Origin of the sequence: Bradyrhizobium sp. CCBAU 11361, assembly GCF_028128935.1 — a bacterium.
Taxonomy (GTDB): Bacteria; Pseudomonadota; Alphaproteobacteria; order Rhizobiales; family Xanthobacteraceae; genus Bradyrhizobium; species Bradyrhizobium niftali.
Genome location: NZ_LBJZ01000164.1, coordinates 35680 through 55942 on the forward strand (window position 1 = coordinate 35680; position 20263 = coordinate 55942).

The 20263-nt window shown below is 57.7% G+C and carries 15 protein-coding genes and 1 pseudogene; 9 read left to right on the forward strand and 7 right to left on the reverse strand.

Annotation, left to right across the window (positions count from 1 at the left end; translation table 11 throughout):
* Nucleotides 1-274: 274 nt before the first annotated feature.
* Both XI08_RS16270 and XI08_RS16275 read right to left on the reverse strand, forming a co-directional pair.
* Nucleotides 275-3592, reverse strand: coding sequence for an HD domain-containing protein (locus XI08_RS16270; RefSeq protein ID WP_271575168.1), 3318 nt, complete (start codon nucleotides 3590-3592; stop codon nucleotides 275-277).
* 758 nt (nucleotides 3593-4350) lie between these two features.
* Nucleotides 4351-4911, reverse strand: a complete 561-nt coding sequence (locus XI08_RS16275; protein WP_271575169.1) for a hypothetical protein — start codon at nucleotides 4909-4911, stop codon at nucleotides 4351-4353.
* A 304-nt stretch (nucleotides 4912-5215) separates the two neighbouring features.
* On the opposite strand from XI08_RS16275, the gene XI08_RS16280 reads away from it, so the two are divergent.
* The 3 genes and pseudogenes from XI08_RS16280 to XI08_RS16290 all read left to right on the forward strand — a co-directional run.
* Complete coding sequence (locus XI08_RS16280) at nucleotides 5216-5446, forward strand: hypothetical protein (protein WP_271575170.1); 231 nt, start codon at nucleotides 5216-5218, stop codon at nucleotides 5444-5446.
* Between the two features lie 2110 nt (nucleotides 5447-7556).
* Nucleotides 7557-8444, forward strand: a complete 888-nt coding sequence (locus tag XI08_RS16285; RefSeq protein WP_271575171.1) for a TauD/TfdA dioxygenase family protein — start codon at nucleotides 7557-7559, stop codon at nucleotides 8442-8444.
* A gap of 588 nt (nucleotides 8445-9032) precedes the next feature.
* Nucleotides 9033-9152 (forward strand): annotated as a pseudogene (locus XI08_RS16290) (DUF4070 domain-containing protein); the annotation flags it as partial.
* Nucleotides 9153-9703: 551 nt separating this feature from the next.
* On the opposite strand, the gene XI08_RS16295 reads toward XI08_RS16290, so the two are convergent.
* Nucleotides 9704-9985 carry a helix-turn-helix domain-containing protein gene (locus XI08_RS16295; RefSeq protein ID WP_028143513.1) on the reverse strand — a complete coding sequence of 94 codons (282 nt, stop codon included), beginning with the start codon at nucleotides 9983-9985 and terminating at the stop codon, nucleotides 9704-9706.
* 617 nt (nucleotides 9986-10602) lie between these two features.
* Here XI08_RS16295 and XI08_RS16300 point away from each other — a divergent pair.
* The 3 genes from XI08_RS16300 (at nucleotide 10603) to XI08_RS16310 (ending at nucleotide 11815) form a co-directional block, all read left to right on the forward strand.
* On the forward strand, nucleotides 10603-10875 hold the full coding sequence (locus tag XI08_RS16300; protein WP_038960166.1) for a DNA -binding domain-containing protein: 273 nt from the start codon (nucleotides 10603-10605) through the stop codon (nucleotides 10873-10875).
* Between the two features lie 165 nt (nucleotides 10876-11040).
* A complete protein-coding gene (locus tag XI08_RS16305; RefSeq protein ID WP_071916574.1) occupies nucleotides 11041-11235 on the forward strand; it encodes a transcriptional regulator domain-containing protein in 195 nt (64 codons plus the stop codon).
* Nucleotides 11236-11281: 46 nt separating this feature from the next.
* Nucleotides 11282-11815: a DUF2285 domain-containing protein gene (locus XI08_RS16310; protein ID WP_271575172.1), complete on the forward strand. Its 534-nt coding sequence runs from the start codon at nucleotides 11282-11284 to the stop codon at nucleotides 11813-11815.
* Nucleotides 11816-12084: 269 nt separating this feature from the next.
* Here XI08_RS16310 and XI08_RS16315 read toward each other — a convergent pair whose 3' ends face one another.
* From XI08_RS16315 to XI08_RS16325, 3 genes are all read right to left on the reverse strand, one after another.
* On the reverse strand, nucleotides 12085-12993 hold the full coding sequence (locus tag XI08_RS16315; protein ID WP_248881472.1) for a LysR family transcriptional regulator: 909 nt from the start codon (nucleotides 12991-12993) through the stop codon (nucleotides 12085-12087).
* Nucleotides 12994-13153: 160 nt separating this feature from the next.
* Nucleotides 13154-13435: a helix-turn-helix domain-containing protein gene (locus XI08_RS16320; protein WP_071916573.1), complete on the reverse strand. Its 282-nt coding sequence runs from the start codon at nucleotides 13433-13435 to the stop codon at nucleotides 13154-13156.
* Between the two features lie 374 nt (nucleotides 13436-13809).
* Complete coding sequence (locus XI08_RS16325; RefSeq protein WP_028143509.1) at nucleotides 13810-14067, reverse strand: hypothetical protein; 258 nt, start codon at nucleotides 14065-14067, stop codon at nucleotides 13810-13812.
* A 978-nt stretch (nucleotides 14068-15045) separates the two neighbouring features.
* On the opposite strand from XI08_RS16325, the gene XI08_RS16330 reads away from it, so the two are divergent.
* Nucleotides 15046-16188: a TlpA disulfide reductase family protein gene (locus XI08_RS16330; protein WP_271575173.1), complete on the forward strand. Its 1143-nt coding sequence runs from the start codon at nucleotides 15046-15048 to the stop codon at nucleotides 16186-16188.
* A gap of 590 nt (nucleotides 16189-16778) precedes the next feature.
* The gene (locus XI08_RS16335; RefSeq protein ID WP_271575174.1) at nucleotides 16779-18611 is read left to right on the forward strand and encodes an ABC transporter ATP-binding protein; all 1833 of its coding nucleotides are present in this window, start codon (nucleotides 16779-16781) and stop codon (nucleotides 18609-18611) included.
* Between the two features lie 512 nt (nucleotides 18612-19123).
* On the opposite strand, the gene XI08_RS16340 is transcribed toward XI08_RS16335, so the two are convergent.
* The gene (locus XI08_RS16340; protein WP_271575175.1) at nucleotides 19124-19345 is read right to left on the reverse strand and encodes a hypothetical protein; all 222 of its coding nucleotides are present in this window, start codon (nucleotides 19343-19345) and stop codon (nucleotides 19124-19126) included.
* Nucleotides 19346-19999: 654 nt separating this feature from the next.
* Here XI08_RS16340 and XI08_RS16345 point away from each other — a divergent pair.
* Nucleotides 20000-20263, forward strand: a 264-nt coding sequence (locus tag XI08_RS16345; protein WP_442869831.1) for a M16 family metallopeptidase, incomplete at its 3' end; no start/stop codon positions are given.

Sequence of the window (20263 nt, forward strand, 5' to 3'; positions counted from 1 at the left end):
CCCTGCCGCGTTCCCGGGTGCCCCTTTTAACCGGTCGCGTCGCTGCACTCGGACCCGCGTGCCGGCTTTGCCGTCGCTATGCTCACGCTCTCCGGGTGCCATTTCAGTGGGCGATGCGCGTTGCGCACGCCGGTTAATCGATTGTACCGGTCGATCGTTTAGGGAGTGACCCGCTTTCGTTCCATCTTTGCCATCCTGTCTTCCTTCTTCACGGGCGACTCGCTCTTCTTGGGTTCGAAGCGCACCGCGATGGCGTTCGATCATGCAAGGTTCATCAGGAGGCGGCGGTTGTGGACTTCAATGGCATTTTTTCAATGCGGCGCCAGATCTCATCCGCGATCTCGCGAAGGACTGGATCTGAGATCCGCTCCTTATTGCCAGTGACGAACTGTCGTCGATTATCGAGCGTTGGAAAATGGTTGGCATAGACTAGCGCCTGGAAAACGGCGTCCAACTTGTCAAAATCGCGAGCCAAGCTCGCGCACCGATCGGCCCCTGTCTCAAACCTTTGAAAGTGACTGAACGAGGCGGCTAGGCCAGGTAAATGCTGATAGGTAGCTAGCGCGGCGATGCGATGCATCGTTGGTATCTCCTTTGACTTCGTCTCGCCGTCGGTAGGGCGGTAGTCGCCGATGTAGGCCTCTGCGATATCGTGATACAGAAGGATTCGGATGATCTGGGTTGTTTCTTTTGGATCGAGTTTCGGCGTCAGTCGTTCGCTCAGAAGGTCGACGAGAAGCATCGCACCATAGGCATGCGAAGCGACACTTTCCACGACCTGCTTTTCGGCCGTCATCTGGCGATCAACCCACCCGATCCGCGGTATTGCTTTCGTGGCAAATAGCTCAACCACCGCATCAAGGCTTGAGTAGAGTTCGCGCGAAAGTGCGTGTTCAACCATGACTAGAAAGGCTGAAAGCTCTGGGCCCAACGTCACGTTGCTGGCCATGAGCCTCTTTATGAGACCCGCCTCTTGTTCGCGTTGTTCTGTTGATAATTTCGCGAGTTCATGACGATACCGAACCAGCGAAAAATACGTCAGAATGCAGATTCGATCGTATTCGCCCGTCGTTCCGCTGCTTATCGCGGCCTCTATCCGTCGTCCAAGCAACTGGCGAGTACGACGCCAATTACCTCCTCTGTCTTCATGGTCGAGCGCCACTGTGACGCCTGTGGCATTGTGATCACGGTAGTATTCGAGATGAAAGCTCCGGTTCAAGCGATCTTCATAGGGATCGCTGATGACGGCGGCGATGTAAGAGTCGGTTGCTTTCTTGTCGCCATTTAGCGAGCGGCTGATATAGAGCGAGCGTCTTGCGAGCCGCCAGAATTTGGTCTGTTCGCTCGGCGATATTGTGCCTGGATCCAGCAACACTTGAGCGGCTGTGTCGAAAGCTTTTTCGGCCCGAAGCCTGCCCCGTTCGGAGCGCGCACGTCCGAAAAGATACAAAGCATAGGAAAGTGAAGCGGGCTCAAGGGTGTCCGAGATCTTGTGCGCTGCGGAGAGCACTGCGTCCTCGACGCGCTGGTCGGCCATGAGATCCTTGACAGCGCTGTTGACGTCGTTGCCAAACACCAATGATAGAAAAAGCTCCTCGTTAATACCCGTAGACTTGAAGATCGCGCTGCTACTCTTGGGATTGTTGAATTCACCGAGGATATAGACGACAGCCTTGGCGATCAGTGCGGTTTGGACAATGCGTGGAAAAAGCGCGAAGTCGCTCTCGTATCGGTCATGCGCGGTCGCAAGCTCTGGAGATCCGGCACTTTTCACCAGGATCCGGCAGTAAGACCGCAGAGCTGCTACGCAAAGCAGATTGAACTGCCGGCTCGTGAAGCGGCCGTAGAGGTCGCCGTAGAGGTTTTGCATCGATTGGATCACAAAGGCCGAGCTGTTCTTGCCTTCGAACGCCATCTTCCCGGCATTGTGTAGATATATGGATACCACGAAATGATTGAGATAAAGAAACCCGAGCGTTCGAAGCGCAGCAATGATCGCCTCGGGTGACTCGCTCGTGCTCGTTCCGCTCGTTCGGACGATACCGCCAATAACCGCCGTTGCTAAAGCGTCATCGTTTACTGAGATCGCTTTCAAGTCGACCGTACGGTCGTGCTTTCTGTTGTGAAGGTAAGGCGTCGGAGGGTAATCATTTGAGTCCGCTTGGAGTTCATAATGATCAATTCCGAACGCGAGCACCAGCGTTGGCTCGTTGCGCGCGAGCAGCTGGGAAAGCGCCTCGATGATCGGGCGCTCGCTGTCCGTTCCGATCAACCCATCCAGAAAAACGATAACGTTGTCCTTCGTGTCGATCAGGCCGGGAGCATCCCGATCGACACGTCTTCGAAGAACCGAAACGGCATCGGCCGATCCGGCTTCCTTGATTATTTTGCGGGCGTCGAGGAACACTGTTTTGGGTGCTTCGTGCGCATCATTAACTGAAAGCTGGAGGGCTCGCAGGAGTGCCGTCTTTCCGCCGCCGCCGCGCCCCTGGACCAGGAACGACCCGGCTCTGGGCTTTTCCAATATTTCGCTCAAGAGCTTCGAAAACCGAATTGGAAGAACGGTCTCACCATGATCTCTTTTCGAGACGGTAATGCGCATATTCGAAAAACGATCGTCGAAATCTGAAGTGGAGGGGGCGCCTAGTATTCGTTGTCCTGGATACTCTGGACTGTAGTCTTCCGGGACGCCACTAACTCCGCTCAGCTTTCGCTCGTCTCCAAAGAGACTAGGCTCAGCGATGAGTAATTTGACCGTATCCAGTGCATTCGACATCGCCCAGCGGCGGATAAGTCCGTTGCCGATCGCATCGTATTCCGGCTTCTGTGTTGTGGCCGGGTCACTGATAGCTCTGACTGCATAAAATGGCGGCGCCGGTGTCAATGTAAGTAGCCCATCCGCAATAAGCCCGCTTTCCATATCGGCGGCAACATAGTTGCGATCCGCGTTCTTCAATACGTGTTCTTTGAAGCGCGCTGATTTGATCAGCAGATTGCTGACTGCAAAAGGCCCGCTCACCACGGTCGGCGTCTTGGCGAGGTCCTTGACGCCCTCCCATTCTTTCAGCTTCCGTCGCTCATTTGGGGTGAGGGTGTAACCCATTCGTTTGGCGAAATTGTCAATGCTGGGAAGCTTGTTCTTCTTCTTGAATGGGACAGAATTTACGACGTATCCGGCACTGATGCTCACGGGAGCCGGTTTGCCGCCGGGAAGTATTTCATACCCATTCTTTTCGTCGTCCTGCGCAGCCGCTCGGTAATCAATGACATTGATGTGAGTGGGGACGACGACGTCACCAACCCGAGCGTCCTTTATTCGGCCCGAAATGCCGACGTTCAACACCAGCTTGGGTGAGAATTTCTCCGAAAAGCGAAGCGCCGCATCCCGGATTCGCAGGCCGATTTCGCCCACGCTCACCAACGCGCCACGCCGGGAGGTGCCGTTCGCGTCTTCGTATTCAAAGGAGTGATACGGAAAAATGCCCAGTCGAGGCGCCTCTTTCAGGTTATGAAACGGCAAATCGTGAAACGTCTCTGCTTCTTCCGTCAGGGCGATTAGAATCAGTACGTCTAGGGCTTCTGGTGAAGTCATGAAAAGGTCTCGACGGGAAATTGGGCAGGGGATCGCCGATTGAAGGCGCCACCTCGGCTATGAGCATTGAAAACTATTGGCGATGACTATTTGCAGCTTGAGAGCTTACGTGTGTTGATTGATTCAATCAACTGGAACGACGCAGCCGTCTTTCGAAGATTGGCGCAACTCCATAGGGTTAGGAAGACCGCCGCACAGCACATCATCCAATCTCACCTGGACAGGAGTGGTCGCCGCATACCGGATGGCTCCACGTGCCAAAAATGCAGACCAACCTCACTGCCGATGGGTTATATTGGCCGCAATCCAGACATCCCTAATGCGGTGACACAGCTGTACGGCGGCCCATCGGCCACTTTCTTCCCTCTGAGGCCGAGAAGATTATTCGCAGGTACGCCGAACTTTCGCCGAGCTAGCTGCAGCGGCGTCGCAATGTTCGCCGGATTTCGGCGTGCTGCCAGGGAAGAGTGTGGAAAAAATGCGACCTCCTCACAAATTCGGGAAAATGGCGCGCCGTGTCCTACTATTTTGCTTATGAGTGATCGCCGCCCATCTTTGGAAGTATCCTCCTGAGGAGCGCCGCCCGCGGCCTATAGGAGTTTAGATGATGAAGTCGCCCGAGCGGCGCTGTTCGATCTGAAGCAAACGACCCCCGCAAAAGCTCTCGGCTGCGCCCAAGAGATGCTACGAGCTTTTGTGATCTTCGCCAGCATCCGCGTGATCACCTTCCTCGTTAATGGCTGGGTACCTGCAAATTGCTAATGAGGGGGGCTGATTGGTCGTGCTCGACGTGATCTTTCAACAATCTCTGCTTCTTGGCTTGCACCCGGATCTGAGACGATCTTCAAAGGGAAGCGACCGACCGGCCTTGCGAATTCCATAGTAACATTCCCGCCTGCTTCTGCGACCAACGCCTTTAGGCGATCGAATTCGCCGCACCAGATCGTTTCCATGTCGTGGTCACGACTTGCATCGCGAGCTTCGGCCGAGCTGCCGATACCTACGGCACGCACCTGAAGGAGATCCGATCTGGGGCCGCCCAAGAGCTCTACTCCGTAGCCAGGATTGGCCGCCTTACGAATGACGGTCTGGCCGTTCTGGACCCAGGCGGTCGCCATACCCTCGAATACCTCGTATCCCAGGCCGGCAAGACCTTCGATTACCGCACGCCTGCGCTCCTCGGCCGCCATCGCCTTGAATTCTTCCTCGATGAGCAGGTCTGCGCGCTTGACGAGTTCTTGCCCCTTGCTGGGCAATGGGGAGGCGAGGGCGTCCTCGATTTCGGTCACCAGCGAGGTAGCCTCCGCTGACTTCATCATGGAAAGCTCGAAGCGTCGCGCCCGAAGCTCGTCGGCTATCCGAGGCGCACTGGCGCTCATCAACGGACTGTGCGAGCTTAACAGTATTCTCTCGATTGGACGGGCGGGAAGATCCTGCATGATGGTTTGTGATGTGTCCGCGAATTTGAGCCACTGCTCGGCGCCTGATGGTGTGGGATCGCCTTTCTGGGCCGGGGTGAGGAGTTGTCACATCGCGATCGACCGGAAAGCATGCCGACGCTGAAGGAAGTGGACAGGGCGCGGGCGTGGAGTGAGAAACCAACCAGACCTTAGGAAGGTAACCGTGAAGAAGGGTGAAGCGGAAGCGGCCATTTCGCACTTGGTTGATAAGTGGGTGGAGCAGGCAAAGGAGCCGTGGCCGCCCGATGGCCTGCATCACTACAGCTTCGGCACGTTCTGGACTTGGCTCCACGACAACTACCATCAGTGTACGCAATTTCGGGCCGTACCGAACGCTCGCTATATCGCAGAGATGTGGTTCGATAGGCTTACGAAGCAGACATGGCGCAATTAGCCGGTGCCTAAGAGCGAAAAAGGCCGGTGTTCAAGGACGTTAATCCGATCGCCTGCCTGTGGCCAATTCTTGGACTCACAGATCTAACCGTTCAGTGCCTGAGCCCAATTGCTCAGGTAGACACGGCTTCGCGCCGGATGCCGGACACAAAGTTAGGGGTAAGGCGCGAAAGATAGCATCAGCATCAGGCTCGCAAATCTCGCCTGCTTTAGGTCAACCCTTCACAGTCAGCGCGAGCCTCGCTCCGAAGCCTCCAGCCAAAGCGTCGAGTGGGGCGCATTCGGCTGAAGCTTCGAACGCTTCTTCGGCTGTCGAGGCGGACATCTCTGTGACGGGCTCGGTCCAGCCTGCGGGGCAGCTCCTGTCGGTCCCCGAAACAGGGCCGACGACTAGTCTGGGTGGGGCAGTCCTCGAGGTTCGCGGCGGAACGGCTGTGCTCAAAGGGCCCGGTGGGATTCCGAATCACAGCACGGGGCGATGTGGTCCCCGGCATCGGGCGAATCGACTCTATCGTGCGCTGAGGCCAGCCGACTTCGTCCGGCCGCAATCTCGTTTCGCAGGAGAGCCGGATCGACGACTCGGCAGCCTACGACCGGCACGTCAAGAACAGTCTCAAACGTTCAGTCGGGCAGTTGCCGAGACATGTCCGACATCTGGCACTGCTGGTGTGCTGATGGCGCCGCCACGAACGAGACGGCCGAGATCACATGTCGCCAGTGGCTGGATAAGCAGGTTGCAGATCGGCGAGCTCGACCGGCGTGAGTCGCAAAGCGAGCTGCGGGCACGGCTTTATTGCGCTCTAAGCGAATGAGTGAAGAAAAAGTGCGCAAGGTTGCGGATGGAGGTAGGTTACGTTCTCAATTTTCAACGCGGTACCCGATAGGGGATCTCTCGCCAATTTGTTGCGGGCCGCCCGCTATCTCAGGTTTTTGAAAAGGATCTTTGTTGCGGCGATGCGCATCTTGCATGATGGCTCGGTCGCGTGGGCGCGTTGTTGCGCAGAAGGTGCATTCTTTCATCGTCTTCTCTGAAATCCCGCACTTTTGGTGCGTGTGTGATCATGTTCACGCGCCTTAAGGTTATTAGGCAAGGAACAGGGCGATCTCAGGAAGATGGATCCGGGCTCATGATCTTAGATCGGACGCTGCCTTCAGCCTCGTGCTGCCTATCGGAGGCGAAAATAGCCTGCCAGAATTTGCGGCTAGCAATGTGAGAGCGCCAAGTCGCTGCATTGTCTCGGGGTCGCACGGTATTCCTGCGGGGGCCGCGCTCTGTCTCTATTTTGTGCGGTCAACTGCGCTAAAACAAGCCGAGCTTCGTAAGGAAAATCTACGCCTCCGGACAGAGCCAAGAACGTAGGTCGCAGCCCTGAAGACCTGCATTCGGCGACGAGCGCAGATTTCGCAAATCGAGGGATTGAGTCCGTTGTTTAGCTGCAATGGGAGTTGCAGCCTTCGAATTTTGCGCGGCTTTCCTGCTCGGCAAGAAGAACAACACAATAAACCAGCCGACGAAAGACGATCCGCATTGGACAACTCCAAGTCGCGAGGAAGTGATTGCAGATCGTGCAGGTAGCTGTAGATGTAATGTACAGCTTAAGATAGAGAGTCGCTTACCGAAGCGAGGCGTCCTGTCACATCCACTTCGCGAGCGCTGGCCGCTAACGAGTTCGATTCTTGTCGTGCGGATGAGGCCATGCCAGTCGCATGCGGTGACGAGGCAATCGTTGTTCGAGGATTTTCCAAGAACGAGTTCGCAGACGAGGCGAACGTTACTCGAGATCGAAAAGAAAGCTGGTTTCGTTTCATGGACTGGACATAGAGGGGCTCTATAATTTGTACTGTTGATCAGGCTGCAGATCGATCTGTTCGCGTTATACGCGAGTTGATTCGAGCCGCTCTGGCTGTGTCCGCACCGCAGAGGGAGTCAGATCCTAAGATGATGGTGGTCTGTATGAATCAGTCGGCGAATTGTGCGGTGTGGTCACCCGTCAGACAATTCGGATGCGTGTCATCAAGACGGCCTTGTCGCGTTCGTTGCCACGCGTCACCACCAATCGCGGAGCTTTGTTTAGACATTCACAGAGAGAGGCACCGTCATGAGTGGCACAATGATCATTGATAACGTCATCCCGCGTGCAGACATCGTCGAACATGCGGACCGGCTTGGTGTCGAAATCAAGAACATTACGCTGTCGGACGATTTGTCTGACGAGGTCATCATAGCCATTAACCGGCTGCTGCTAGAGCGTAAGGTCATCCTCTTCCGTGATCAGGGACATCTCGATGATGCCCAGCAACAGCGTTTGGTGCTCCGGCTCGGCTCGCTGATACCGAATCCCACAATGCTGGACGCAAGGGGAGACCTAACAATCCGGAAGACGCTTCCTGATCGCGCCTGCAGTCAAGTCGACCAGATGAACGATGACGACGTCGTCAGTGCCCGCCGCCAAACAATTTCAGTGCTGCGGGAGGCAGCGCTCCCGCCTTTTGGCGCGGACATCGCTTGGTCGAACACGGCGGCCGCTTATCTTGATCTTCCCGATCCCCTGCGCATGCTCGCCGATAACCTCTGGGCTGTGCGCTGCGCCGCATTCGATCACATTGCGACGGAGGGGGCCACGGAAGCCGACAAGAGAGCATTGGACGACGTATCCACTGGAGCGATCTACGAAACGACACATCCGATCGTTCGTGTTCATCCCGAGACTGGCGAACGCATGCTCTCGCTTGGCCGTTCTGTGCAGAACTTTGTCGGCCTGCAGCGCTATCCCAGCCAAAAACTGTTCGGACTGCTGCAATCCTATCTCACCGCGCCGCAGAACACCCTGTGCTGGAACTGGAAATCAGGCGACGTCGCAATCTGGGACAATCGCGCGACTGAGGCGTACCCCATGAACAAAATTGGCAGTCCACATTTGGCCATGGACCAGCTTGCGATTGACGCCGGCGTACCGCACATGAGGAGGCTGAAATCACGGGCCGCTGAGGCTGCCTAGCAGTGTCGGCACGTCGGGTTTTCGTAAGACGCTGGCGGTTCAAGGCTAAGTTGTGGCTCTGCGATGTCGAGCGGAGCCGGGCCTTCGAGCTTATCCCTCCAGGACCGGCTAACCGGCGCCGGCAACCTGCATCTTTTCTTGTCCATAAGAATTGCTGAGAAGCGCGAGCAGGCGGTGTCATTCTCGGGTGAGGGCCGGGTAGAATGCGAGCCGGCTCTTGGCTATCGGGGCCGTGCATTGAAAAGCTGGAGCGGATCGAGCTCGGCGAAGCGCTATCCAGCCTAAAAGCGGGCACGCTCACTGCGGAAATAAATCATGAATGTGGGCCCAGGCACATCAGGGTCCTGATCATCGATGAAGGCCTTTCAAGAGTGTCCTTCGCAATTGGGGATGGCGCTCACGCTCGCTTATGAGGAGGCGGGGTCGCGTGTTTGTTCGGACAGAAAGGCGTGGACGCGCTTGTCGCATACCTTAGGCATGCTGGGCGGTTCGCTGGAGCCGGTCGCGATCAAAGCGGTTTCTATCCACAATGACTGACGTAGTTGGCACATTCTTCAGGGGTGAACATGTTCAGTGCGCGTCCCATGAGATCCTAAGCGTCCGCTTCGTGACATCCTTGCCGATTACAAGGCCGTGCTCGGGCACGTCTACAGTCCGGCAGCATATGCAGGACGGCTGTCGCGTCTCGCTGCCATGCTCGACCGGTCGATATCCTTTGCGATGAACCGGCGGCCGCAGCCCTCGCCTCGCGGCCCTTTCCAGAACGGCTCGCGAACCTTCGGCAGGGCCCGCATGATCTTGTGTACGCTGTCGATGCCGCCAAGCCTCTTGCGCACGTTGCCGTAATTCGCCTGCGTCAGCTTCCACTGGATGCCCTCGAACGCAAACGCCGTCTCGAGGCAAGGACGTAGTGCTCATCGCGCCGTTCCTGGTCGACGGTTCGGGGGCTCGCCGCAACAGTTCTTTGGCTTTGGCGAATTCCATCTCGAGCGGCTTGAGATCGGGGCTGTAGGGCTGCGCGCGCCTGCGCCTCCGATGAGGCAGACGGCCTCTTCGTTCTTCTGGCCTGTGAGGATCACCGAAGATGCTCGTCTTTTTTAACGGGCCGCTCTGGGCGTTCGTTAAGCACGAATCGTGCTGGCGGAACATCCGATGGAGCAGGAGATCGGATTCGGCCGCCACAGATTCGAAGGGAGCACGGGCGCCGCTCCGGCTCGTTTCGCTCCCTTGGTTAGATGCAAACATAGCTCTCTCCATAATTACGTCCTGTTCCGACACGGGCGTGCCGGCTTGCGTCCTCTGGACATCGGCTTGGGTGGCACCGCGCCCTTCGCCGGCTCAGCGAACAATTCGGACAAGTGAATACGCAAGGTCGCGGCGATACGATCCAGGAGATCAATGGTCGGGTTCTCTTTCTTCTGCTCAATGCGCCCCATATACGAGCGGTCGATCCCGGCATCATAGGCCAATTGCTCTTGCGGAATGCCGCGCTCTACGCGGATCCGGCGCACATTCCAGGCCACAAGCGCACGAGCGTTCATGCGCAAAGGCAGCCATTCCGACGATTATGAAACCACTGGTTATAGCCAGAGTATTACGATAAGCTCACGCCTAAGCAGTTGGCTGCCCTTGCCCAATTGCTTCAAGGAGGCGGGTCAACGGTGAGACGCAGACGCCGTAACCCTTGTCAATGTCGTCGATCATCACAAGCGTTCTCGCGGTGCGATAGCCCGCTTCTCGCCGGAGAGCAGTAATGGCGGCTCAGAGGTACTGCGGCGTTTTCCGGGCACCGCGACCAGATAGGACAATCGTCGAACTGGAGCTCGAAAAGGGAAACGAATTTTCTCCAGGCGCTGGGTCTGGCCAGGGCATTTCACCAGTGCGCGCGGGCCGGTCACCACGGGCGCCCTCCCGGCATGAAAGAGCAAGAACAGCCTTGTTACAAGGCAAATCTCCGATCAGTTCCGGTGTGTACTGCGATGAAAGAGGAAATGCGCAGGATGGAGCCACCAGGTCATTGTGAGCCGATATGCGATCGCGGTCTTGGTGCGATATGAGTTTGGCGCTGCGACGATTCGGGCGGTACCACTACGCCCCCAATTTGGTTATCGTTGCACGGAATTCGATAGATTTTTCAGTTCGGTAGGAGTTTCAGTCAGTGCCGGCCGACCCGAAGATCGCAGAATTGGCGCCCAGCGCGCACGAGCTCACGTCATATGACAAGGAGCACGCTGTCACCTACATGCGACTTCTCGATGCCGACGCTGACAAGGCAGATTGGCGCGAAATTGCGCGCATTGTGCTCGGGCTTGAGCCGACCGTTGAACCCGATCGTGCGCGACGCACGTTCGAAAGTCATCTGACGCGGGCCAAGTGGCTAGCAGGCCATGGCTATCGTGATCTGCTGCGTGGCGGTTGGCCAAAGCAGTAAACACGGCCGATCCCAGCATCGAGGGAATTCCTCGCAATCGCAAAAGACGATTATTCCATCGATTAAGTGCGTGCGAGGCTCGCACGAGTAACGCACGTAACCGGAAAGGGCCACAATCTTCAGCCGCATTTCGCCTCGTGTGAAATCCTGCGGGGAAATGGTGCGATGCCGGGTACTGACTGGAGATCTGAGGAAGCATACAGCGACCTCAAGAAGGCAGAAGCTGCCGACGTGGCCTGGGAGTGGCTGCGCCGGGATCCCGATTACCAAGAGGATTATAGGCGGTTGTCTCGCCGCCAACGATCCAGCGCAACAACGAGCCACTTGCGACGGAAGTGGGGGCTTTCGTTTTCCAGCTGATCCGCAAAAGACATTCGACAAGCAAGCAGTCTTCTGGGCACCCGAAGTGCTGTCGACCGTACTGCCTATGCGGGCGGCCAATTGCGTGGCGCCCAAAAGCTACCAGCTCGATTTCACCAATCTGCTTGGCAGCGAGGTTCGTCGCGCGCCGGATGGCTGGCATGCCATCGTGCCGCTCGGAGGCGCGAAGCATCGCCTTTGGCTGAAGAGCCTTCCGGCGAGCGGGTCTGCTGTCGTGCTCGACCTGCCGCTCGACGCGAATTTCGAGCTTCGCTTGCAGGCCGCACGTCGATTTTGGCTCGCCCTTGAGCATCGGCCGCTCGGAACGCCTCCACTTGCTTTGCCAGCTTTGAAGCGGCGTCGGCTTATCCTCGCGCTGCGCGCACTGGATGGATGGCAGCAAGGAAATAGCTATCGCCAAATCGCGCAAGGTCTGTTTGGAAGCCATCGTATTGGCGAGCGGGGCTGGAAAACAGACGACTTGCGCAGCCGAACCATTCGGCTTGTTAAGCTGGGGCGGCGTCTCATACGCCTTCGCTGCCGCGCATTGCTCGACAAAGGCAAGGATGACAGTTCATGAGCTCTCGGGCGTTAAATGGCATGGCCTCGATTCCGTGCAACCAATTCATTTGCTGGCGTCGCTCGATCGGCGATAAGATGAGGTCTTTGCGTTCCGATCTCTCGCGCCGTCCTTTGTTTTCGGGACTACTGCAAAAGAAACGTAATCTTCGTCGGACGAAGACACCGGCGGTCTTGTTCGGATTGTCTCTGAAGTTGAGTGCCCTGGACGTGAATGGGGCCGGTACATCGATCTCCCGCAGAGTCATTGAAGAGACCTCGAGAGGCATTTCAGGTAGCCTGCGCTAGCGTCGCCCTCTTGCAAAGACGAGCGACCCACCGGCAAAAAGAACGAGCGATTTCGGGGTGCTCGCTGCGATCCACCGCAAAGGCGCGATATTGCATGCCACTTGGAGCGCGTGAGCCGGGGATGATTTGCAAGGCGCCCCCTCGCACTAGATCACTGACGATGATTTCCGGTGCGACAAGAAGGCATTTTCCTGTCATGACTGCCGGCAGAGCAAGATAATTATGATCGTACCTCGCGCCCGCTCGTATGTCGTTTGAGGACAGGTTCATGGCCCTCAGCCATGTTGGCAGGATGTCGGGTCGTGATGTGATGTTCAGTATCGGGATTGAGCGAACGATCGAGAGCTCTCTGCCCGCGACCAGGTTTGGCGGCCCGACGCACACCAGCTCCTCATTGTAGATCTCCCAACTGTCGGCGGGTTCGATGACGGAAAGGTCACGTGTAATCAATATGTCGAAGTCATCCGAAGATGAAGGCAGCGATAGCGAGCTGATGACGTCCACGATAACGCCGCCAGCTTCAGCAGAAAACGCTTGCAGATTTGGAATCAGAAGCGAGGAAGCAAAAGTCGATAGCGATGTGCGGACGACGATCCGGTTGGTGCCGGCGGCCGCCCGCCGCCGCATTCTCTTGGCGGTGAAGCCCACTGTCTCGAGCGGTTCAGAGACTGCGTTAGCAAATAGTCTTCCGAACTCAGTCAAATCACTGCGCCGGCCGCGCCGCGCGATGAGGTCCGCACCGAGATAGTCCCGCAGGACGGATAAATAGCGGCTGACCGAGCTCTGCGTCGTTCCCAAGCTGCTGGCGGCGCGCGTGACGCTGCCTTCGCGTGCGACGGTCACAAAAGCGCGGATGGCATTTAAAGGAACTTCGTCGTCTTGAGCCGCCATTGTCCGCTCCGGCGCCAGATTGAACATTCGTCACATTATTCGATGTCCATCGCGGGATTGCCGCGAATCAGGGGGCGGCGCGCACAAAATCCGCCTCGGAGCGCATTGATGCTTGGTCACCGCACAAGATCGGCGTCAATGGCTCGGTGCTGTCAGGGGGCTAGGTCCTTTTGCGGCGTGCCGGCTTCGGCTTGCGACCTTTACGTAAGGTAGCAGGTGGCGGCGCCCCCTTGGATGGCCGAACAAACAGCTCGGAGACAGCAACGCCGAGCGTCCCGGCAAGGCGATCGAGAAGATCAATTGTGGGGTTTGCCTGTTGGCGCTCAAGTCCGCTCATATAGGAGCGATCAATACCTGCATCGTAGGCCAATTGCTCTTGCGGAATACCGCGCTCGACGCGGATCCGGCGCACATTGTATGCCACAAGCGCACGAGCTCTCATGCGCGAAGGCAGCCATTTCGATGGTCATCAAACCACTGGCTATAACCGACATAAAAACATCACAAAACTGCGCGGGTTTTGCCGGCGCTGACCCGAGCGCCGTCGTTCCGCTGGCTCGACAGCCGTTCGATTCCGCTGCCCATTTGCGCTAACAGCCTCGAGCCAAAGGCAAAAGATGCTGACTGACAGGGCCCTATAGTCTTCCATTCAACGAAATGGAGTCGTAGCCCGACGAACGTGCCGCCCCAACCCGTCGAGATTGCAGCGACAGCCGTTCAGGCGAGATTAGAGTCGGCCTGCAGCACTGCATCAGCGCAGGAAGCGCGTTTTAGCTGCCTCAATCTCGTCCATTCTCTGCAGTCTGAAGAGTTCCTCTATCGTACAATATCCTTGTGGACGTTCTGGACGCCGCCATCAGCGATGACACGGCGGAAGGTGTCCCTCAAGGCTGTGCTTGAGGCCCGGATCCGAAATTGCCATAAATCATCATCTGGACGTTCCGCAGCAAGGCTCGTAACCTTGGGAAATGTCTTGTCCTCGATGACAACGGAGCTGGCGCCGGTCCTTTCATACTCGCCAATGGCATGGATGACATTGATCGCATTGCCATAGCCTGTGTCGATGTCGGCCACATCGCATATTGCAGGGTTTTCCGTCTACTTATTTCGATACCTGTCATCCAGCTGTGACACGATGGGTCTTGCAGGCCCGCAGCTTCCCAAAGAGTTTCAAGCCGGCAAGGAAGTGATGCGTGCCGCCAGCGGGTGGTGCCAGCCGGCCTCCCGGTCAGCAACCTGGAGGTGAACGCCTGTGCTCCATCGAGGCGATCGGCGGCGTCTGTTTCGATACGAGGGAAACGGTTTTCGAAGTGGATGGGGCATCATGGACGCCTGGTACACGCGGCTGGACAGCAAACTAATCGAAGTACCAGTTTTTGGTGCAGGAACCGCTTGGAGCGATGGCGAGCACTCACAGTTTCAGAGCCTCCCTGATCCGCGGCACCGTCCGCAGGTTCAGGCGAATGGTTCCAGCGTCATCGACCAGAACACGTGTCCCCGGTCAACGGGCTTCGGCTCGTTCGAGTCGAATCTAAATCGTCGCTCGCCTCTAATCCTGTTTGCTAGGGGACAGGGATTACCAAGTCTCCGTTCGGCGGCTCACAACATCAAATCAGTTATCTGGCGGCGCGAAGTGCGCAATTCTTGTCCAAATTCCGACACCGGCACAAAGCCCGTCGGGTTCAAAACACTGGTCGCCGTGAACTGCCGTTGAGCTATTCATGCGCAATTAGGCACTTAATGCGCGCAGACGATGCTGGCACGGACGTTGCTACTAAGATGCAGCAGTACTGAAAGTGCTGAGCACACCCAGATGCGAGTCGAGCGATGCTCTCCTTCCTTGAACCGATGTGGCCTGCTTGTGAGAGGACGAGCTCGTTCTTTGTAACTTTGTGTGTCGGCGTGCTTAGCGCTGTGACACCGACATTCGCTACGGCTCTCGTTCGGCAGCCCGTCCACACCACGGCACCCCACTTCTCGGTCGCGGTCGCGATCGGAGATCAGCGAGCACAAAACGTCGCGCAGTCTCTGACAATAACTTTGGAGCGTAACATGGCGCTGGGCTTAGAATCCCCAGCTCCCCCGATCAAGGTGGAGAACTGGCTGCGTGGTCAGCCCCTCACGAGCTTCCAGCTCGGGAAAGTGTACATCGTCGAATTTTGGGCAACTTGGTGCGCACCGTGTGTGGCGGCGCTGTCCGATCTGGTACAGCTGCAAGAGAAATACAGAGATAGCGGAGTTGAGGTCCTCGGAATAGCGGCTGGTGAGCGCGCTCAAACAGCGGAAAAGGCCCGAAGCAAGTTGGACGCATGGTTGACCGAAAAGTTGCCGAATCTCAACTATCGGGTCGGGCTCGACTACACACGCGAAATGGACGAGCTTTGGATGGATTCCAGCTTTTCTATCGGGATTCCCACCTCGTTCGTCGTCGACCGTGATGGCCACATCGCCTTTATCGGTTCCCCGACGCAACTCGAAGAGGTTTTGCCGAAGATTCTGACTGGCAGCTGGCGCATCAGCGATGAAGCGAAAGCCGCCGATGCTGAGCGGATCGCCAAGGGCGAACGCACAATGCCGATCTTCGCCAAACTGACGCCGGCGATGAAGGCGCAGGATTGGGCGAAGGCGCTTTCGGTGGTCGAAGAAGCCGTCGCTGTTCTGCCGGATGACGTGAACTTCCGCGTGCTCCAGGCGGATCTGTTGCTTCACAAAATGCGCGACTTGCAGGCCGGCCTGCCGGTGATGCGCCAATTGGTTCGTGACGCGATCAACAAAAAATCCGCGATGTGGATGGCCGGGGCGCTACGCCAAATCTTTGATCCGGCGATTGACAACTCTCATTTGCCGCAGGCCCAGCGCTTTGCGATGGGCAATGAGTTATCCGGACACATTCTGGCAATAAATCCTGCGCAACGCGGCGAGGCCCCTAAGTTCGTGTCCTATCCGGCGGTCGCTCAGTACTATTACGAGAGCGGCAACAAGGATCGCGCGATCGAGTTGATCGAGGTGACGCTGAAGTCGCTGGACGGCCCCGCACCTATCCCGGACAACCTGAAACAGGAGGTTATGTCGGAATCGGTCCAAACGCTCGCCAACTACAAGGGTCAGAAGGCTTGCTATGGGTCTGTTTGTGCGACTCCGCAACCCGGAGTCTCGCAAAGTACCAAAGCGCAAGCGCCCGAGGAGAGAAGATGAAAAAGGGTAACGATCTGAGCTGCTCACTGGTTAATTCGTCCATTTGTCCAGTGGGCCATCGGCAATTAACGATCAGCGAGCACGGCGGTGGATCGTTTGTGGCACGTTGGAAGTTCGGATTGCTATGACCTCCCACCCGGATTGACGCCGAGGTGATCTTCCAGGTGAAGTCGCGCCGCGATCCGATAACGCAAAGTCTCTGGCGGCCATATGCTGAACACTTCCTTCATCGAAATGCACCTTTGCGTACAGCCATGGCCGAGGCCGGAGCTAGGTGGACACCTCCATGCTTCTGCAGGCGGGCAAAGATGAGTGACGCCGATCCCGCCTACCTGGCTCACACAAGCTCGGATCGCGCAAGCCTGGCTGTTGTCTCAAATCGATGCTCTCAGCTACGAGGAGCTCGCAAAGCGTGAGGCGCTTCGGCTAAGCGCTTACGCGACGAGTGGGTGAAATGGGTAGAAGATTTCGGCCGCAGCCCCCAGACTCCGGGCATTTATCGCATTCCTCGTACGGCGCGCCAAGCATTGGGCACATCGGGTCTGGATCGACCGTTTTTTACACCGCGTCCGCCACAAACCCCTAGCGCCATGACCAGTCAAGATGACAAACGACCCGCTGCAATCGGCTTGGTTCTCCCGTTTGCGTTGGAGCACTGGCTGAAGCAGCCAGTCCGTGCCGCGATCATCCTCGTTGGCTTCTTAGGGGCGACGGTCGCTGACCTGTTCATGCCGGTCTATTCCGGCCGTCTGGTGGATGCATTGACGTCGGGCCCCTCCGACCAAGCGGCGCGACATGCGGCACTGATTGCGTTCGCTGGTATCCTCGCCCTTGGTCTGCTCTCGATTATGTTGCGGTTTACGGGCTTGCAGGCGATCGTGCCGTTCACGCTGAAGACCATGTCGGATGTGGCCCGTGGGGCCTTCATGCGCGTGCAGCGCTTCTCAACCGACTGGCACGCTAACTCGTTCGCCGGCTCGACCGTGCGCAAGATCACCCGCGGCATGTGGGCGCTCGACCTGCTTAACAATTCGATCCTGATGGCGTTGTTGCCGTCGCTCGCGGTGCTCGTGGGCTCGACGATCCTGCTCGGCCTGCATTGGCCCGAGCTCGGCGCCGTGATCGGCCTCGGCGCAGTGATCTATGTTGCCATCACGACGGCATTGACGATCGGCTACATCGCACCGGCGGCGCGTGTCTCCAACGCCTGGGACAGCAAAGTCAGCGGCACGCTAGCGGACGCGCTCACTTGCAATACTGTGGCGAAATCTTTCGGTGCTGAGGCGGGTGAGGATGCGCGGCTTGACGGTGTCGTCAGACGCTGGCGGGCGAGGGTGCAGCGCACCTGGCTGCGGTCCAACGGCACGAGTACGGTGCAGCTCGTGATGCTCTTGTGCTTTCGTGCTTCGGTGATCGGCGGCGCCATCCTGCTGTGGATAGCGGGGCGCGCCTCTCCGGGCGACGTCACCTATGTGTTGACAAGCTATTACATCATCCACGCCTATTTGCGCGAAGTAGGGATGCACATCAACAATCTGCAGCGCTCGGTGAACGACATGGAGGAACTGGTTGCCATCTATGGCGAGCCGATCGGAATTGTCGATGCGCCAGACGCCAAACCGATCGACATTCACGGTGGGATGATCACGTTCGAGGACGTCACCTTCCGTTATGACAGCGATCGCGTGCCGCTCTACGACGGATTGTCGATCAACATCCGCGCCGGCGAGCGGATCGGTCTGGTCGGCCGCTCCGGCTCCGGCAAGACCACGTTCGTCAAGCTGCTTCAGCGGCTCTACGACGTCTCCGGCGGCCGGATCCTGATCGACGGGCAGGACATCGCGCTGGCCACGCAACGATCGTTGCGCAGCCAGATCGCGATCGTGGAGCAGGAGCCGATCCTGTTTCACCGCTCGCTGGCTGAAAACATCGCCTATGGCCGACCCGGCGCCAGCATGGCGGCGATCAAACAGGCGGCGAGGCTCGCCAATGCGCATGACTTCATCATACGATCGCCGAAGGGCTACGGCACACTGGTGGGTGAGCGCGGCGTAAATCTGTCGGGCGGCGAGCGGCAGCGCATTGCGCTGGCGCGCGCGTTCCTTGCCGATGCGCCAGTGTTGATCCTGGACGAGGCGACGTCGAGCCTGGATTCGGAATCGGAAGCGCTGATCCAAGAGGCGATGGAGCGGCTGATGAAGGACCGCACCTCGATCGTAATCGCGCACCGCCTGTCGACGGTGCGCGGCCTCGACCGCATCCTGGTGTTCGATCGCGGCGAGATCGTCGAGCAGGGCACGCATCCGGCACTGATCGTGCAACCCGGCGGCATCTATCGCAGTTTGTTCGAGCGGCAGGCCATCGAGTTCGGTCCGCTCTCGGCGGAAGGGCAGCCTAAAACACCGCTGGCCGCATCTCCGTAGGCCTAGCGCTATTTGGCCGTGCTGGAGGGACATGAGCATAGCCTGATAATCCCACATCCCTTTTGCAATCTGGTGACGGAGGCAAGCGTGAGCGTTGATGCAAAGGCGCATGAAGAGTTCTTCCCGACGTGGCTCGCAGATATGGTTGAGCCGGGCCGGCCGTTCGGCTTAAGCGAGGTCCGACAGCGACGGCAGCGGGATCACGGAGGGACGGCGGACGCTGCCGCAGGATGCGCGGGTGCGCGGCCAGGCGCGGCGGCTTGGTGTGGCCCTGGCTAGCCCCTGCCATTTGGTGTGGGGCAGGTGGTGCCGCGCAGCAGCGGCCGTGAGCAGGTGGTGTTCGGCACAGTGCTGTTCGGCAGCATGCATGGCGGCGCCGGTGCCGCCGCACGATGGGCCTGTTCATCAACATTATGCCGCTGCCAGCTTCGAATGTCGGCGGGTTTGCCTATGGCGGAGAACCGCCGCGGCCGGAGGAAAACCTTACGCGCTTTGCTCATTCGAGTGAGTTTTCAAATCCATTTGAACATCTGGTGCGGACAGCCGCACCCTGCTTCGGCAGGCGGACCTAAGAATGATCGCACGCCAAGAATCTCGAAGCGCAGGCGCCAATCGATTGTCTCAGCGGGATTAAATCCAGAATTACGGGAGAGCATGGGCACCTGACCGACCGCATTCACAAATGCCGGCGCTTCTAACAGAAAAAGAAATACGCTCGCGACGATTTTCGACACGTGAATGCTTGGTGTCGCGCGCGGTGGAAAACTGTCCCCTCGACGTAACGAGGAATTGCCATCGCATGCTTAGTCTAGCGCATGAAAACTCGCGCGCTTGTGGCACTGCACGGGGACCTTGCACAAGCTCTCGGACTGGCGCTGATCGCGGCCACCCATGCACTCGATCATGCCATTCCAGAGTATCCTGCTACACATGGTGGTCGGCACCAGTAACGCCAAGCGGGTCCGCGGGTCCCTAGATAGCCACGGCGTGTCTGATGTACGACGATGTGTAAAGATTCGGACACAGTGCTTCGGGTGACCACGCTGTAACTTAAGCAGTTTCTTCTTTGGCACGACTGATGCTTTTGGGTTAGCCGCCGACGCGCCGGCCGATGGTATTCCCCTGGAGCAAGCGCGATCTGTCGATTGACTAGCCAAAAGCATGAAGCACCCTGTAGATGACTTCGATGATGACCTCATTCCTCATCCAGAACCAAATGCAATGTAGCTTCCAAAAGGCCGTCCCGATCCCGCAGACGAACGATATTAATAATGATGCCGCGTCCAATCGGCCGCACGATCGGTCTTTCGCTTCGAAAATTCGACAGCGACTGCTGTCAATGCTGCCGACGTCCTCACCTCGAACTTTGCGTTCTAGCACCGGTGCTAATGCGCGCCTTCTTAATAGATGTCGCCTCAGCCGAGACTCTTGCGAAGTCGATGCCCCTCACCAGCTTTACGCTTGGCGACGGCCTGCAGGTGGTCGTAATCCCTGACCATCGAACACCGGTGGTGACGCAGATGATCTGGTACAAAGTGGGCTCCGCAGATGAGGAGCCGGGAAAATCCGGGCTCGCCCATTTTCTCGAACACCTGATGTTCAAGGGCACGGAGAAGCACCCCGGCGGCGAATTCTCCCAGAGCGTGTTTCGC

Bases quoted from the DNA above. Each gene is read 5' to 3' on its own strand.
- XI08_RS16285 (WP_271575171.1), top strand. From the start codon at position 7,557: ATGATCATTGATAACGTCATCCCGCGTGCAGACATCGTCGAACATGCG.
- XI08_RS16295 (WP_028143513.1), bottom strand. From the start codon at position 9,985: ATGAACGCTCGTGCGCTTGTGGCCTGGAATGTGCGCCGGATCCGCGTA.
- XI08_RS16320 (WP_071916573.1), bottom strand. From the start codon at position 13,435: ATGAGAGCTCGTGCGCTTGTGGCATACAATGTGCGCCGGATCCGCGTC.
- XI08_RS16305 (WP_071916574.1), top strand. From the start codon at position 11,041: ATGCCGGGTACTGACTGGAGATCTGAGGAAGCATACAGCGACCTCAAG.
- XI08_RS16330 (WP_271575173.1), top strand. From the start codon at position 15,046: ATGGCGCTGGGCTTAGAATCCCCAGCTCCCCCGATCAAGGTGGAGAAC.
- XI08_RS16270 (WP_271575168.1), bottom strand. From the start codon at position 3,592: ATGACTTCACCAGAAGCCCTAGACGTACTGATTCTAATCGCCCTGACG.
- XI08_RS16315 (WP_248881472.1), bottom strand. From the start codon at position 12,993: ATGGCGGCTCAAGACGACGAAGTTCCTTTAAATGCCATCCGCGCTTTT.
- XI08_RS16335 (WP_271575174.1), top strand. From the start codon at position 16,779: ATGACCAGTCAAGATGACAAACGACCCGCTGCAATCGGCTTGGTTCTC.
- XI08_RS16275 (WP_271575169.1), bottom strand. From the start codon at position 4,911: ATGATGAAGTCAGCGGAGGCTACCTCGCTGGTGACCGAAATCGAGGAC.